The following is a 13,428-nucleotide window of genomic DNA, read 5'->3' as shown; positions in this document are numbered from 1 at the left end:
CCATTGAACGTTGAATCACAGCACATGCTTTAGTCTGTCTATTGTGACGCCATCTCGTCCGTAACCCCCAGGAGGAACTCCAATGGCCAAGAGCAAGACCCCCGGCAAGACCAAGAACTCCACCAGCAAGGCCCTCGCCGGCCAGCCGCTGGCCGGGCTGGCGCCGTCCGCGCCCAACATCGATATCGGGATCGGCGGCGGCGATCGCAAGAAGATCGCCGACGGCCTGTCGCACTACATGGCCGACGCCTTCACCCTGTACCTGAAGACCCACAACTTCCACTGGAACGTGACCGGGTCGATGTTCAACTCGCTGCACCTGATGTTCGAGACCCAGTACACCGAGCAGTGGGCGGCGCTGGACGACGTCGCCGAGCGCATCCGCGCCCTGGGCTTCAACGCCCCCGGGTCGTACAAGGAGTACGCCGCGCTGACCTCGATCCCGGAAGAGGAAGGCCTCAGCGACAGCGCCGACTGGCGCGAGATGGTGCGCCAGCTGGTGGTCGGCAACGAGGCGGTATGCCGCACCGCGCGCAAGGTGCTCAAGACCGCCGACGACGCCGGCGACGACCCGTCGGTGGACCTGCTGACCCAGCGCCTGCAGACCCACGAAAAGTACGCCTGGATGCTGCGCTCGCTGCTGCAGTAAGCGGTATCGCCCTGCCTGCTTGGCAGGCAGGGCACGCCGAGCTGGGCCAGGCGACGCTGCGCGCGCTCCGTCGCCCGGATTGGGCGTGCATGCCGAGCGCTGCCTTGTCACGCCTGGCTCCCTTGTAGGAGCGGCTTCAGCCGCGACCGGCGCGCATGACCAGGCCCCGTCGCGGCTGATCCCCAAAGGAGCCAAGCGCCGCTCCAACCGGAACCTGCAGGGCGCTAGCTGGGTGCACTGTGGGAGGGACTTCAGTCCCGACGCCTTGCAAGGTCGGGCCAGGCAGGCTTGGTTCGTCACGGCCGCAGGGCAGTTGAATCCTACAGAAAGCCGCACCTTCGCCTGATACCCGCTTGCGGACATCCGGAAGCCAACCGCCCTTGCGCGGCAAGGTATCCTAGACGGATGTCTTCCCCCGCCCATGCCTTGCTCAGCCGCGTCTTCGGCTACGACCAGTTCCGCGGCCCGCAACAGGACATCGTCGAACACGTCGCTGCCGGCCACGACGCGCTGGTGCTGATGCCCACCGGCGGCGGCAAGTCGCTGTGCTACCAGATCCCGTCGCTGCTGCGCGACGGCACCGGTATCGTCATCTCGCCGCTGATCGCGCTGATGCAGGACCAGGTCGAGGCGCTGCGCCAGCTCGGCGTGCGCGCCGAGTACCTCAACTCCACCCTGGACGGCGAGACCGCGCAGCGGGTCGAGCGTGCCCTGCTGGCCGGCGAGCTGGACCTGCTGTACGTCGCCCCGGAACGGCTGCTGACCCCGCGCTTCCTGTCGCTGATCGAGCGCAGCCGCATCGCCCTGTTCGCGATCGACGAGGCGCACTGCGTATCGCAATGGGGCCACGACTTCCGGCCCGAGTACCGGCAGCTCACCGTGCTGCACGAGCGCTGGCCGCAGACCCCGCGCATCGCCCTCACCGCCACCGCCGACCCGCCGACCCAGCGCGAGATCGCCGAGCGCCTGGACCTGGCGCAGGCCCGCCACTTCGTCAGTTCCTTCGACCGCCCCAACATCCGCTACACCGTGGTGCAGAAGGACAACGCGCGGCGCCAGTTGCTGGATTTCCTGCGCGCACACCGTGGCAGCGCCGGCATCGTCTACTGCATGTCGCGGCGCAAGGTCGAGGAGACCGCCGAATTCCTGGCCCGCGAAGGCCTGAACGCCCTGCCCTACCACGCCGGCCTGCCGGCCGAGGTGCGCGCCGACAACCAGCGCCGCTTCCTGCGCGAGGACGGCATCGTGATGTGCGCCACCATCGCCTTCGGCATGGGCATCGACAAGCCCGACGTGCGTTTTGTCGCCCACACCGACCTGCCCAAGTCGCTGGAGGGTTACTACCAGGAGACCGGCCGCGCCGGCCGCGACGGCGAGGCCGCCGAGGCCTGGCTGTGCTACGGGCTGGGCGACGTGGTGCTGCTCAAGCAGATGATCGAGCAGGGCGAGGCCGGCGAAGAGCGCAAGCGCGTGGAACGGCGCAAGCTCGACCAGTTGCTGGGCTACTGCGAATCGATGCAGTGCCGCCGCCAGGTGCTGCTGGCCAGCTTCGGCGAGACCTATCCGCAGCCCTGCGGCAACTGCGACAACTGCCTGCAGCCGGCCGACGCCTGGGACGCCACCGTGGCGGTGCAGAAGGCGCTGAGCTGCGTGTACCGCAGTGGCCAGCGGTTCGGCGTCGGCCACCTGATCGACATCCTGCGCGGCAACGAGGGCGAGAAGATCAAGCAATTCGGCCACGACCAGCTCAGCACCTATGGCATCGGCAAGGACCTGGACGCGCGCGCCTGGCGCGGCGTGTTCCGGCAACTGGTCGCCACCGGCCTGCTGGAGGTGGACAGCGACGCCTACGGCGGCCTGCGCCTCACCGACGCCAGCCGCCAGGTGCTCAAGGGCGAACGCAAAATCATGATGCGCCGCGAACTGCCCAGCCGCGGCCGCGAGCGCGGCGACCGCAGCGGCAGTCCACGTACCGGCGTGCCGGTGCAGGCGCAGGACCTGCCGCTGTTCAACGCCCTGCGCGACCTGCGCGCCGGCCTGGCCAAGGAGCAGAACGTGCCGGCCTTCGTGATCTTCCACGACAGCACCCTGCGCAACATCGCCGAGCAGCGTCCGACCAGCCTGGACGAACTGGCGCGGGTGGGCGGCATCGGCGGCAGCAAGCTGGCCCGATACGGCCAGCAGTTGCTCGACGTGGTGCACGCGCAGGGCTGAGGCGCGGCACAGGCGCCTGCATCGCCGGCCGTCGGCCCTGCGCAGAGCGCCCGCGGCGCCGACAGGCCGGGTTCAACGTGGTATTGATAGCGTCAGCGTCATGGCGGAGCGTTAAACCGGCCCCGCCCGGCCCCTCTCTTCTGGCAGATGCCCGATGAACCGCAGCCTCCTTCTCCTCGCCTGCACCCTGCTTGCCGGCCCGGCCCTGGCCCAGACCGCCGATGCCACCAGCGACAGCGAGGCGGCCAAGCGCAAGCTCGACCTCAGCGTGCCGCAGCAGCCGATCACCTATGCCGATCCCGGCACCAAGGCCGATCCGCCGGGTGCCTACTACGGCGATACCAGCGGCACCTCGGCCTCGGCGCAGAAAGCAGCCGCCGACCAGGCGCGCGCCGAGGCCCTGCAGGCGCAGGCCGACCGCTGCAACGGCGACGTGCACGGCAGCGTCGCCACCGGCATCGGTTATTCCACGCATGGCGGCAACAGCAACTACCAGGCCGCCAATCTGAACCTGTGCAAGACCTCCTACACCGACGACGGCAAGCCGCGGCAGATGGGCATCAGCATCAGCGTCGGCCGCGGCGATGGCCCGGTATTCGGACGCGGCTACTACCCCGGCGCCTACGGCCCGCCGCCGTTCGGCTGGTAAGCGCGGCCAAACGCAGCGCGATACCGCGTCACCAAGCGAGTGCGAGCGTTGCCTGGAAGCTTCGGTCGCGGGCTTTCCTGTTCCGTCCGCAGTCTTCACACCCGGCAGCTCTTCGTGTGTTGCCGGCAGCGCTGTATCCAGCCACGTCCCTGCCTACGCTGTTTCGCAAGTCGACGCGCCCGATCGTGCCGCAATGCCTGCCGCTCTCATTGCAACCGCGACGCGCGCGGTCGCACAAGCGTGCCGGTGGTCACGCTCATGGCTACGGGATCGACCGACTTGCCACCGCACGCGCGACCACGCCGCATCGCGTCTACAATCGCGCTGCACCGCGTTCCGCGCGCGATGGCCACATGCAACAGCGTGCGCCTCGGCGGCGGGCTCCGAGCAGATGTCCCCCTTCATTGGCACCGCTTTCCCCCGAGCTCACGCCATGTCCAACGTAGTCCGGCTGCACAGCGCCCGCGAACGCGAGCAGCGCCTGCACGATGACGTCCTCGATGCAGCCGAGCGCTGCATCGTCGAGAACGGCCTCGGCGCCACCACCTTCGAACTGATCGCCAGTAGTGCCGACGTTTCGTGCAGCGCGGTGCGTCGGCAATTCGACGACAAGCGCAGCCTGGTCCAGGCATTGATGGAACGCGGCTACGAGCGCGCGATCCGCACGATGTGGCTGCTGCAACCGCCACCACACCAGGACGCGACCGCCTTCATCGCCGGTGCCCTCGAAGACTGGCTGGTGACCGACGCCAACCAGCGGCGCCGCCGCCTGGACCTGGAAATGGACCTGGCCGCCGCGCGCGATCCCGAACTGGCGCAGTACGCGCGCCGGCTCAACGTGTCGCTGGTGCAGAACCTGGGCGACCTGCTGCGGCGCATGCTGCGCGACCATGGCTGGAGCGGCAGCGAAGCGGAGTTCCAGGCCCGCGTCTACGCGGTCGCGGCGATGTGCGGCGGCCTGCACATGATGATGACCACCGGCGTGGAGCTCAACCGCATGCACCTGCAGTTGATCCTCAGCGAAAGCCTGGCCGGGATCTTCAGTACCGCGCGCGGATAGCGCGGCTTGGGTCCGCTCGACGCTCGAGCCTCGGGCGTCTACGGCGCGGGACATCGATGAACCACCCGCGTGCCAGCCAGCGCGCGTTCGGGTTGATTGCGTGTACCGCGCATGGTCGACCGCCGCCGATGCACGCGTGGTCGGCGAAGTGGGTGAGCTGCCAGGACGCGATAAGCGGTCAACGAAACATGTCGGTTGATCCACAGCGCGGCATCCGATCACCGATCTCCGCGATCCCAGAACGCAACCGCGTAAGCGCTCAACCCGCATCACCGCCGCACGGCATTGCGCAGAACCGATCAGACCGGCCGCAGACGCCCATGCATGCGCTGCGCCGCACTGCGTATGGCCTGGCCGATCTGTTGCAGGGTCCTGGAACGGACTGCGACGTGCTGCCAGTACAGCGGCACGTCGAGCCAACGCTGCGGGTCGACGACGACGATCTGCCGTTGGCGCAAGGCGGCCGCAAGCATCTGTTCCGGCGCCAGGCACCAGCCCAGCCCACGCGCGGCCGCTTCGACGAAACCGACGGAGGTTGGCAGGTAGTGCATCGGCGGGCTCAGCCGCGAGCGGGTGATGCGGCGCACGAAGCGCGCCTGCAGCGCGTCCTTGCGGTTGTAAACGATCATCGGGGCGCGGGCCAGCGCCGCCGCATCCAGGCCGTCGGCGAAATAGCGGTCGAAAAAGGCCGGCGAGGCGATCGCGCGGTAGCGCATCGCGCCCAGCGGCAGCACATTGCAGCCCTGCAAGGCCTGACCGACGGAAGTAACGGCACCGAGCACCGCGCCACTGCGCAGCAGCTCCAGCGTGTGGTCCTGGTCATCCACGCGGATGTCGAACAGGAACCCGTGCGCGTCGTGCAGGACCGCCAGCGCATCCAGGAACCAGGTCTGCAACGAGTCGTCGTTGACCGCGATCGCGATGCTGCGCGCGGCGGCGCTGCCGGCGGGCGCGGGCAGCAGGTCGGCCACTGCCTCGGTCTCCAAGACCTGCATCGGTCGCACGCTACGCAACAGGCGCTCGCCGGCGGGCGTAGGCCGGCATGGGGCCAGGCGCACGATCAGCACCTGGCCGAGCCGGTCCTCCAGCGCCTTGATCCGCTGCGACACCGCCGACGGGGTCAGCGCCAGGCGGCGCGCGGCGGCCTCGAAACTCCCTTCTTCCAGCACGGCGGCGAAGGCGGACAACTGGGGGTGGAGCAGGTCCATGGCAGCGATACAGATTAGGGATTCTTCACAGCCTACAGAAAAATGAGTTTGGCTAATCATGGCGTGGCGTGCAGCATGCTCGCCCCACCCACCAGGACATCGCGCATGTGGCTGCACGCACTGTTGGCCGGCCTCGTCGCCGGCGCCGGCCTGATCGTCGCGATCGGCGCGCAGAATGCCTTCGTGCTGCGCCAGGGGCTGCAGCGTCGGCATGTCGGCCTGGTCGTAGCCGTCTGCGCCGCCAGCGACATCGCGCTGATCGTCCTCGGCGTATCCGGCATCGGGGCCGTGGTGGATGCCTGGCCGGGCGTGCTGCAGGCATTGCGCTTCGGCGGCGCGGCCTTCCTCGGCGCGTACGCGTTGCTGGCGGCGCGACGTGCCTGGCGCGGCAGTGGCGGCCTGCTGGCGCAAGGCCAGGATCAGCGGAGTTGGCAGCGCGTCCTGCTGACCTGCCTGGCCTTCACCTTCCTCAATCCACATGTCTACCTGGACACCATGGTGCTGCTGGGCAGCCTCTCCACCCGCTACCCAGGACACTTGCGCTGGGCCTTCGCCCTTGGCGCCTGCCTGGCCAGCGTGACCTGGTTCTGCAGCCTGGGCTATGGCGCGCGGCTACTGCAGCCGGTGTTCCGCAAACCCGCTGCATGGCGGCTGCTGGATGCGGCGGTCGCACTGTTCATGCTGGGGCTGTGCGTCTCGTTGCTGCTGCAGCCTTTGGGGTGAGCGACCGGGAGGCGTCGGCGGTCGATACGATGGCTTCCACGCCGACGTCCGAGGCCGTGCCTGCCCTACCCTGGATTGCTCCCCGATTCAAAACGCTCATACCGACCGATGATGGCGTGGTTGCATGCTCTCCGCTGTCCGCCTGCGCGCAGATGAGAAGCGCGCAACAAAAACCCCGGCGCGTGGCCGGGGTTCGGAAGGTGCTGAGGGGTGGCGCGTGCCGCGCCGCCGGGTCAGTCCCAGAAGTTGTTGTAGTCGCGCGCCTTCTTGTCTGGTGCCTGGGAGCTGACCAGTTCGCAGTTGGTCGAGACCGGCGGGTTGCCCGTGTCGATCGAAGCACAGACGAAGCGCGCTAGGTCGCCGAGCTTGGCACCCGTCGCAGGGACGCGAGCACCACCTTTCAGGGTGGTGCTTCCCGCGCCGACTTCAACGACGGTCCCGACGATCTGTGGGCGCATGTCGTCGTCCGGCATGCTGGCAATCGTGAGTTGTTTGCGCACGACCATATAGCGGTCAGATTGGGCGGCGTGGACGGACACGGAAAAAACCGCCAGGACGGCGGTGAAAACAACGGCCTTCGATCGCATAGCAAGCCCCCTGTAGACAAAACCCATGGTAGCAGCTTCATCGCAGCGTTCAGATGCGGGGACATGCGTATGGCATCGGCAGCTTCTGCAAAAGCGCTTCGCCAAGTGCGGCCAAGGACGGCGTCATCGCCGCTGGTCATCGCGTTGCGGCGCACGGCCCCGACGCATCGAAGCCACCATGGGTTCGGAGGACGAGGGCCCAGGCGGCCCAAAATCAAGTCGATGCGGCAACGCGACGAACACGCGATGCCGAGCGTGGAACCAGCGAAACTGCCGGAGTTTTCAGGAGGATTTTCAGGAGGTGGTGAAAAAACCGCCAAAGGCGATACCTAACCCGCTGAGAGGAGTGGTGGGCCGTGATGGATTCGAACCATCGACCAAAAGATTAAAAGTCTTCTGCTCTACCGACTGAGCTAACGGCCCAAAACAAGACCCCGGCGTTGCACCGGGGCGCGTAGTCTACCCCAGGGCGGGGCGTTTCGCGAAATCAGGCGTAGCGGGTCGGGTCGGCGACGCCGGCATCGGCGAAGCCGGCCGCGCGCAGGCGGCAGGCGTCGCAGTGGCCGCAGGCACGGCCGGCGTCGTCGGCGCGGTAGCACGACACGGTCAGGCCGAAATCCACGCCCAGGCGCACGCCCTCGCGCACGATGTCGGCCTTGCTCATGTGCTGCAACGGCGCATGCACCCGCAGCCCGGCGCCCTCCACCCCGGCCTTGGTCGCCAGGTTGGCCAGGGTCTGGAACGCCTCGATGAACTCCGGGCGGCAATCGGGATAGCCGGAGTAGTCCACCGCGTTGACCCCGCAGAAGATGTCTGCCGCTCCGAGTACCTCGGCCCAGCCCAGCGCCACCGACAGCATGATGGTGTTGCGCGCCGGCACGTAAGTGACCGGGATGCCGTCGCCACCGGCGTCCGGCACCTCGATGTCGTCGGTCAGCGCGGAGCCGCCAATGCTGCGCAGGTCGACGTTGACGGTCTTGTGCGCCACCGCGCCGAGCGCCGTGGCGACACGCGCGGCCGCATCCAGTTCGGACGTATGGCGCTGGCCGTAGCGCACGCTCAGGGCATGCACGGCGAAACCCTGCGCACGGGCGATGGCGACAACGACGGCGGAGTCCATGCCACCGGACAGCAGGACAACGGCATTTTTCATTGGGAGGCCGGGATTGGAGATTGGGGATTGGGGATTCGCAAAGCTACAGCACGTGACAGGTGACCGGGAGGGCTTCTACGAATCCCGAATCCCCGATCCCCAATCCCGGCTTCTCAACGGCCCGGCTCGTCGTTCCACAGCAGCTTGTGCAACTGCATCTGGAACCGCACCGGCAGGCGATCGGCGACGATCCAGTCGGCCAGGTCGCGCGCGGTCAGTTCGCTCTTGCTCGGCGAGAACCAGACGGTGCAGCGCGTATCGAGCCGATGTTCGGCGACCACGCCACGCGCCCAGTCGTAGTCGGCGCGACCGCACAGCACGAACTTGATCTGGTCGCGCGCGGTCAGCAACGGCAGGTTCTCCCAGCGGTTGCGATGCGCTTCCTGCGACGCCGGGGTCTTGATGTCGACGACACGCGACACGCGCGGGTCGACCTCGGCGATGTCCAGCGCGCCGGAGGTCTCCAGCGACACGTCGTAGCCGGCGTCGCACAGACGCTGCAGCAGTTGCAGGCAGCGCTTCTGCGCCAGCGGCTCGCCGCCGGTCACGCAGACGTGGCGGACGCCGTGGCGCGCCACCTCTTCGAGGATCGCGTCGATGTCCCACCATTGCCCGCCGTGGAAGGCATAGGCGGTGTCGCAGTAGCTGCAGCGCAGGGGGCAGCCGGTCAGGCGCAAGAACACGGTGGGCCAGCCGGCGCTCTCGGCCTCGCCCTGCAGCGACAGGAAGATCTCCGTCAGCTTCAGGCGGGGCAGCGGGCTTTGGACGATATCGCTGGGAACGGCGGCCATGGCGGGAGAAGAGTGCTCCCGCGACAGCGGCGGCAGCGTAAGGGGCTCAGCGCAACTGCTGGCCGATACGGATCGACTGCAGACGGTCCTGCGCGGTCCGCGCGGCATCGGACCCAGGATACTTCGCGCCGACCTGTTGCAGGGTCTGCTCGGCGTCCTGGACACGGCCTTCGCCGTACTGGGACAGGCCCAGCTTCAGCAGGGCGCCCGGCGCCTTGTCGTGGGTCGGGTAGCGGCCGATCAGGTCCTGGAACTGGGCCTCGGCCAACTGGAAGTTCTTGGTGGCGTAATAGCTCTCGCCCAGCCAGTACAGCGCGTTCGGCGCATACACGCCGTTCGGGTAGGCCTGCAGGAAGCTCTGGAACAGGTTTGCCGAGTCGGCGTACTTGCCGGCCTTCAACGCATCGAAGGCGACGTTGTAGGCCGCCCGCTCGTCGCCGGCGGCCGCCAGGGTGCCGGCGTCGCCGTGCACGGACGGCGGCGGCTCGGCGGCGGCGGCCGGCTTGCCCGCAGGCGCGGCGGGTGCGGCAGCCGGTGCAGCGCCATTGGCCGGCGGCAACGGCGGCGTCGCCCCTGCCCCCGCACCACTTTCGAGCCGGCCCACGCGGCCATCCAGGTCCAGATACTGGTCCTTGATCTGCTGCTTGAGCTGGTCGTTGTTGTGCTGCAGTTGTTCGATCGTGGCCTCCATCGACTGCATCTGCGTCCGCAGCTGGTTGAGCTGGTTCAGGATGTCGGTGTTGGCCTGGGAATTCATGGCCTGCTGCTCGAGCGCGGAAACGCGGTCGGCCAGGCTCGCGCGCTGCGCATGAGCCGGCGCGGCGGCCACGAGGGCCGCCGCGACGATCATCGATGTAAGGACACCGATACGCATCTTTTCTTACTGCGCCGTGTAGACGATCTCGACGCGACGGTTCTGCGACCAGCAGGACTCGTTCGACTCGGTGCAGACCGGACGCTCTTCGCCGTAGCTGACCACGGTCAGCTGCGCAGCCGAGCCGCCGTTGGCCTGCAGCGCCGAGGACACGGCGTTGGCACGACGCTCGCCCAGGCCCATGTTGTACTCGCGCGAACCGCGCTCGTCGGTGTTGCCCTGCAGGGTGATGCGCGAGGACGGACGGTCACGCAGGTACTTGGCGTGGCACGCCATGATCGCCTGGAATTCCGGCTTCACGGCATCCTTGTCCAGATCGAAGTAGACCACGCGCTGACGCAGGCAGGAATCGGTCTCCAGGTCGCCCGGGCCGTACAGACCGGAGGTCGACGGGCCGGTCGGGGCGGTGGTGCCGGTGGTGCCGGTGGTGTCGGTCTGGGGCTGTTCCTTGACCTTCTTGGCGCAGCCGGCCAGAGCTGCAACGGACAACAGCGAAACAAGCAGAACGCGGGTGGTCTTGTTCATGGGGATACCTTGTGGCTCCTGGGCCGATGAGGGGTTCAACAGCGAAATATTAACACCAAACTTACATGTCAACGTGCAGTGCGATACGGCGACCAGGACGGCTCGCGCACGTCGCCATCGGCGAGCACCAGGCGCTGCCGCACGCGGGCATCGGCCGAGACCGCGTACAGCACGCCACGGCCGCCTTCACGCGCCGCATACAGCACCATGCTGGCGTTGGGGGCAAAGCTCGGCGACTCGTCCAGCGAACCGGTCGACAGGGTGCTCCAGCGCGGCGAACCCAGGCTGCGGTCCATCATCGCGATCTTGTAGGTGTTGCCGCTGCCCTGGGCCACGACCAGCTTGTTGCCGTCGAAGGACACGCTCGGGGTGGCGTTGTAGTTGCCCTGGAAGGTGATGCGGGTGGCGCTGCCGCCGGTCGCCGGCACCTGGTAGATCTGCGGGCGGCCACCGCGGTCGGAGGTGAAGTAGATGCTGTTGCCGTCCGGCGCCCAGGTCGGCTCGGTGTCGATGCCGAAGTGGTTGGTCAGCTGGGTCAGCTGCTTGCTGCCCAGATCCATCACGTAGATCTCCGGGTTACCGCTGCGCGACAACGCCAGCGCCAGCTTCTTGCCGTCCGGCGAGAACGACGGGGCGCCGTTGATGCCGCGGAAGCTGGACACCAGCTGGCGGGCGCCGGTGGCGATGTCCTGGATGTAGATGGAGGAGTTGCCGCGCTCGAAGCTCACGTAGGCCAGCTTCTTGCCGTCCGGGCTCCAGTTCGGCGACAGCAGCGGCTCGGCCGAGCGGACGATCGTCTGCGGGTTGTAGCCGTCGGAGTCGGCGACCATCAGCGCATAGCGCATCGCCCCGCCCTTGCCGCTGGCGGTGACGTAGGCGATGCGGGTCCAGAACGCGCCACGCACGCCGGTGATCTTCTCGTAGATGGCATCGGCCATCTGGTGGGCGACGTCGCGCATGGCGTTGGCGCGGGCGGTCATCGCCAGACCGAGCATGCGCTCGCCCTTGCCCACGTCGAACAGTTCGTACTCGACGCGGTAGGCGCCTTCGCCGGCATCCATCACCCGACCGACGACCAGATAGCTCTGCTTGAGCGCGCGCCAGGTGGCGAACTGCACCTCGCTGCCGCGGGTCGGGCGCTCGACGATCTGCGACTCGGGCAGATTGCGGAACTGGCCGGAGCGATCCAGGTCGGCGCGGACCACGGCGGCGACGTCGGTGCTCGGCGGAGTCGCCGATCCCTGGTACGGCATCGGCACGACGGTGATCGGGGTCGCCGAGGCATTGCCGCCAACGATGTCGATTTCCAGGCCCTTGTCCTGCGCGGATGCGGCGAGAGGCAACAACAGGGCGGTAAGAACGGCAAGCCAGCGCGGCAGTTTCTTCATGGTTCGCTCAGCAGGATCGGAAAGGCGCAAGAGATAGCAATGCGCGGGTGAACGTATTCGCAATCATGAACCATCGCCATGTGAAGCCGATGGCAGGACGATCTCCATTATCGCCCATCGCCTGTCCGGTGGATGGCCTGCCGCACGCAAACACATCGGCGGCGGCCGGGCTCATTGGTCCTGGGCGGTGAAGTTGAAGGTCAGAGTGCGCGAGAAAACGGTCTCGAAGCCCCGATAAGGCAGTGGCTGCGCACGCAACACCGCCGCTTCGATCGAGCGCCGGCCGGCCTCGTCGTAGGGACAGTCGGGGCTGACCTTGGCCTCCATCACCTGACCACCGGGAATCTGCGTGATCACGATCTTGCACTTCTGTCCCAGCGGCACCGAATCCGGGCGCACCCACTGACTCAGCACGGCCTGCTGGATCGCCGCGGCGTACTTGGCCTGCAGGTCGGTGTTGGTGCCGTTCTGGCCCGGCGCCTGCTGCGGCGTGGTGGCCGCAGCCGCCGACGCCTTCTTGGCGTTCAGGTCGGCGATCTGCTGCAGCTTCTGCTCGGCCAGCTTGGCCTCGCGCTGGGCCTGCTCGCGCTGCTTGCGGATGTCGGCGATCTTCTTCTGCCGCTCCTCTTCCTGCTGCGCGGCCAGGCGCTGCTTCTGCTCGGCCTCCTGCTGGCGCTTCTGCTCGGTCAGGTCGATCTGTTCCTGGCGGCGCTTGGCCTCCTGCTCCTGCTTCTCCTTTTCCTGGGAGATCGCGGTGCGGGTGGCGCGGTCCTGGTCGACCTTGTCGGGCACCGGGACGAAGTCCTGCGCCTTCTGCTGCTGCGGCGTCGGCGCCTGCTGCGGCTTGGGCGTGGGGAGCGGCTGCGGCGGCGGCACCGTGTCTTCCTCGGCGACGTCCTTGACCGGCTCGGGCAGCGGCTCGGGCAAGGGCTTGGGCGCGTCCTTGACCGCCTTCTGCGCCGAGCGCACGTCGGCGGCCGAGACCACCAGCGAGGCCTCGACCATCGGCGAACCGGCGGCCGGTTCGACCTGGCGCACCGGCGACCACCACCAGGCCAGGAAGAACAGCAGTGCGATCAGCACATGCACCAGCAACGCCAGGGCGACCCCGAAGATCAGCCCTTTGTCGTCGCCGCGGTGCTGCGGCGGGCGGGAATCGGCTTCAGCGTGCATTGTTTCCGGGCTGACTCATCAGGCCGACCTTGGGAACGCCGGCCTGCTGCAGCATGACCATGGTGTCCATGACCAGTTGATAGTTGGAACTGCCGGGCGCGGCGACGAACACCGGCACGTCCTTGTTCTGGCCGACGAAGGCCTGGATCTTCGCCTTCAGTTCCGGCGCGGCGATCTTCTCCGGCTTGCCGTCCTGCAGGGTCAGCGTGTAGTGGCCCTGGGCATCGACGGTGACGATCACCGGGTCCTTCTTGCTTTCCACCGAGCGCGCGGTGGAATCGGGCAGGTCCACGTCCACGCTCAGGCTGAGCAAGGGCGCGGTGACCATGAAGATGATCAGCAGCACCAGCATCACGTCGATGTACGGCACGACGTTGATCTCGGACTTGAGCTTGCGGCGCTTGCGGCGGGAAATGGCGGCAGTCATGCGGGAA

Annotated in this window: 14 protein-coding genes and 1 tRNA gene; 5 read left to right on the top strand and 10 right to left on the bottom strand. The window is 67.7% G+C overall.

What is annotated here, in order from left to right; all coding sequences use genetic code 11:
* The first annotated feature begins 82 nt into the window (after positions 1 to 82).
* The 4 genes from GGR64_RS10065 (at position 83) to GGR64_RS10050 (ending at position 4,572) form a co-directional block, all read left to right on the top strand.
* Positions 83 to 649, top strand: coding sequence for a Dps family protein (locus GGR64_RS10065; RefSeq protein ID WP_184645580.1), 567 nt, complete (start codon positions 83 to 85; stop codon positions 647 to 649).
* Between the two features lie 405 nt (positions 650 to 1,054).
* Positions 1,055 to 2,863, top strand: coding sequence for a DNA helicase RecQ (recQ, locus tag GGR64_RS10060; protein ID WP_160969805.1), 1,809 nt, complete (start codon positions 1,055 to 1,057; stop codon positions 2,861 to 2,863).
* Positions 2,864 to 3,017: 154 nt separating this feature from the next.
* Complete coding sequence (locus tag GGR64_RS10055) at positions 3,018 to 3,512, top strand: hypothetical protein (protein WP_160969806.1); 495 nt, start codon at positions 3,018 to 3,020, stop codon at positions 3,510 to 3,512.
* 433 nt (positions 3,513 to 3,945) lie between these two features.
* Complete coding sequence (locus tag GGR64_RS10050; RefSeq protein ID WP_184645578.1) at positions 3,946 to 4,572, top strand: TetR/AcrR family transcriptional regulator; 627 nt, start codon at positions 3,946 to 3,948, stop codon at positions 4,570 to 4,572.
* A 299-nt stretch (positions 4,573 to 4,871) separates the two neighbouring features.
* Here GGR64_RS10050 and GGR64_RS10045 read toward each other — a convergent pair whose 3' ends face one another.
* Positions 4,872 to 5,780, bottom strand: coding sequence for a LysR family transcriptional regulator ArgP (locus GGR64_RS10045; RefSeq protein ID WP_184645576.1), 909 nt, complete (start codon positions 5,778 to 5,780; stop codon positions 4,872 to 4,874).
* A gap of 105 nt (positions 5,781 to 5,885) precedes the next feature.
* Here GGR64_RS10045 and GGR64_RS10040 point away from each other — a divergent pair, with 105 nt between their 5' ends.
* Positions 5,886 to 6,503, top strand: a complete 618-nt coding sequence (locus GGR64_RS10040; protein ID WP_160969809.1) for a LysE/ArgO family amino acid transporter — start codon at positions 5,886 to 5,888, stop codon at positions 6,501 to 6,503.
* A gap of 233 nt (positions 6,504 to 6,736) precedes the next feature.
* Here GGR64_RS10040 and GGR64_RS10035 read toward each other — a convergent pair whose 3' ends face one another.
* From GGR64_RS10035 to tolR, 9 genes are all read right to left on the bottom strand, one after another.
* Positions 6,737 to 7,117, bottom strand: a complete 381-nt coding sequence (locus GGR64_RS10035; RefSeq protein WP_184645574.1) for a hypothetical protein — start codon at positions 7,115 to 7,117, stop codon at positions 6,737 to 6,739.
* Between the two features lie 320 nt (positions 7,118 to 7,437).
* Positions 7,438 to 7,513 (bottom strand) — tRNA-Lys (locus GGR64_RS10030).
* Between the two features lie 64 nt (positions 7,514 to 7,577).
* A complete protein-coding gene (queC, locus tag GGR64_RS10025; protein ID WP_184446951.1) occupies positions 7,578 to 8,243 on the bottom strand; it encodes a 7-cyano-7-deazaguanine synthase QueC in 666 nt (221 codons plus the stop codon).
* A gap of 113 nt (positions 8,244 to 8,356) precedes the next feature.
* Complete coding sequence (gene queE, locus GGR64_RS10020) at positions 8,357 to 9,034, bottom strand: 7-carboxy-7-deazaguanine synthase QueE (RefSeq protein ID WP_184645572.1); 678 nt, start codon at positions 9,032 to 9,034, stop codon at positions 8,357 to 8,359.
* A 46-nt stretch (positions 9,035 to 9,080) separates the two neighbouring features.
* Entirely contained in the window at positions 9,081 to 9,908 is an 828-nt protein-coding gene (gene ybgF / locus GGR64_RS10015; protein ID WP_184645570.1) for a tol-pal system protein YbgF, read from the bottom strand.
* Positions 9,909 to 9,914: 6 nt separating this feature from the next.
* The gene (gene pal / locus GGR64_RS10010; protein WP_048491898.1) at positions 9,915 to 10,433 is read right to left on the bottom strand and encodes a peptidoglycan-associated lipoprotein Pal; all 519 of its coding nucleotides are present in this window, start codon (positions 10,431 to 10,433) and stop codon (positions 9,915 to 9,917) included.
* A 68-nt stretch (positions 10,434 to 10,501) separates the two neighbouring features.
* Complete coding sequence (tolB, locus tag GGR64_RS10005) at positions 10,502 to 11,821, bottom strand: Tol-Pal system beta propeller repeat protein TolB (RefSeq protein ID WP_148828954.1); 1,320 nt, start codon at positions 11,819 to 11,821, stop codon at positions 10,502 to 10,504.
* Positions 11,822 to 11,992: 171 nt separating this feature from the next.
* Positions 11,993 to 12,994 (bottom strand): cell envelope integrity protein TolA, encoded by a 1,002-nt coding sequence (gene tolA, locus GGR64_RS10000; RefSeq protein ID WP_184446954.1) that lies wholly within the window; start codon positions 12,992 to 12,994, stop codon positions 11,993 to 11,995.
* Positions 12,984 to 13,421 carry a protein TolR gene (gene tolR, locus GGR64_RS09995; RefSeq protein WP_160969813.1) on the bottom strand — a complete coding sequence of 146 codons (438 nt, stop codon included), beginning with the start codon at positions 13,419 to 13,421 and terminating at the stop codon, positions 12,984 to 12,986. Before tolR ends, tolA begins: the two co-directional genes overlap by 11 nt.
* Between the last annotated feature and the right edge of the window lie 7 nt (positions 13,422 to 13,428).

This window comes from Xanthomonas sp. 3307 (assembly GCF_014199735.1).
In the GTDB taxonomy this organism is placed as follows: domain Bacteria; phylum Pseudomonadota; class Gammaproteobacteria; order Xanthomonadales; family Xanthomonadaceae; genus Xanthomonas_A; species Xanthomonas_A rydalmerensis.
This window is presented reverse-complemented; position numbering and strand designations above follow the sequence as displayed.

What these genes read in the sequence shown, in the direction of transcription:
- GGR64_RS10065 (WP_184645580.1), top strand. Translation starts at nt 83, where the DNA reads ATGGCCAAGAGCAAGACCCCCGGCAAGACCAAGAACTCCACCAGCAAG.
- recQ (WP_160969805.1), top strand. Translation starts at nt 1,055, where the DNA reads ATGTCTTCCCCCGCCCATGCCTTGCTCAGCCGCGTCTTCGGCTACGAC.
- GGR64_RS10055 (WP_160969806.1), top strand. Translation starts at nt 3,018, where the DNA reads ATGAACCGCAGCCTCCTTCTCCTCGCCTGCACCCTGCTTGCCGGCCCG.
- GGR64_RS10050 (WP_184645578.1), top strand. Translation starts at nt 3,946, where the DNA reads ATGTCCAACGTAGTCCGGCTGCACAGCGCCCGCGAACGCGAGCAGCGC.
- GGR64_RS10045 (WP_184645576.1), bottom strand. Translation starts at nt 5,780, where the DNA reads ATGGACCTGCTCCACCCCCAGTTGTCCGCCTTCGCCGCCGTGCTGGAA.
- GGR64_RS10040 (WP_160969809.1), top strand. Translation starts at nt 5,886, where the DNA reads ATGTGGCTGCACGCACTGTTGGCCGGCCTCGTCGCCGGCGCCGGCCTG.
- GGR64_RS10035 (WP_184645574.1), bottom strand. Translation starts at nt 7,117, where the DNA reads ATGGGTTTTGTCTACAGGGGGCTTGCTATGCGATCGAAGGCCGTTGTT.
- queC (WP_184446951.1), bottom strand. Translation starts at nt 8,243, where the DNA reads ATGAAAAATGCCGTTGTCCTGCTGTCCGGTGGCATGGACTCCGCCGTC.
- queE (WP_184645572.1), bottom strand. Translation starts at nt 9,034, where the DNA reads ATGGCCGCCGTTCCCAGCGATATCGTCCAAAGCCCGCTGCCCCGCCTG.
- ybgF (WP_184645570.1), bottom strand. Translation starts at nt 9,908, where the DNA reads ATGCGTATCGGTGTCCTTACATCGATGATCGTCGCGGCGGCCCTCGTG.
- pal (WP_048491898.1), bottom strand. Translation starts at nt 10,433, where the DNA reads ATGAACAAGACCACCCGCGTTCTGCTTGTTTCGCTGTTGTCCGTTGCA.
- tolB (WP_148828954.1), bottom strand. Translation starts at nt 11,821, where the DNA reads ATGAAGAAACTGCCGCGCTGGCTTGCCGTTCTTACCGCCCTGTTGTTG.
- tolA (WP_184446954.1), bottom strand. Translation starts at nt 12,994, where the DNA reads ATGCACGCTGAAGCCGATTCCCGCCCGCCGCAGCACCGCGGCGACGAC.
- tolR (WP_160969813.1), bottom strand. Translation starts at nt 13,421, where the DNA reads ATGACTGCCGCCATTTCCCGCCGCAAGCGCCGCAAGCTCAAGTCCGAG.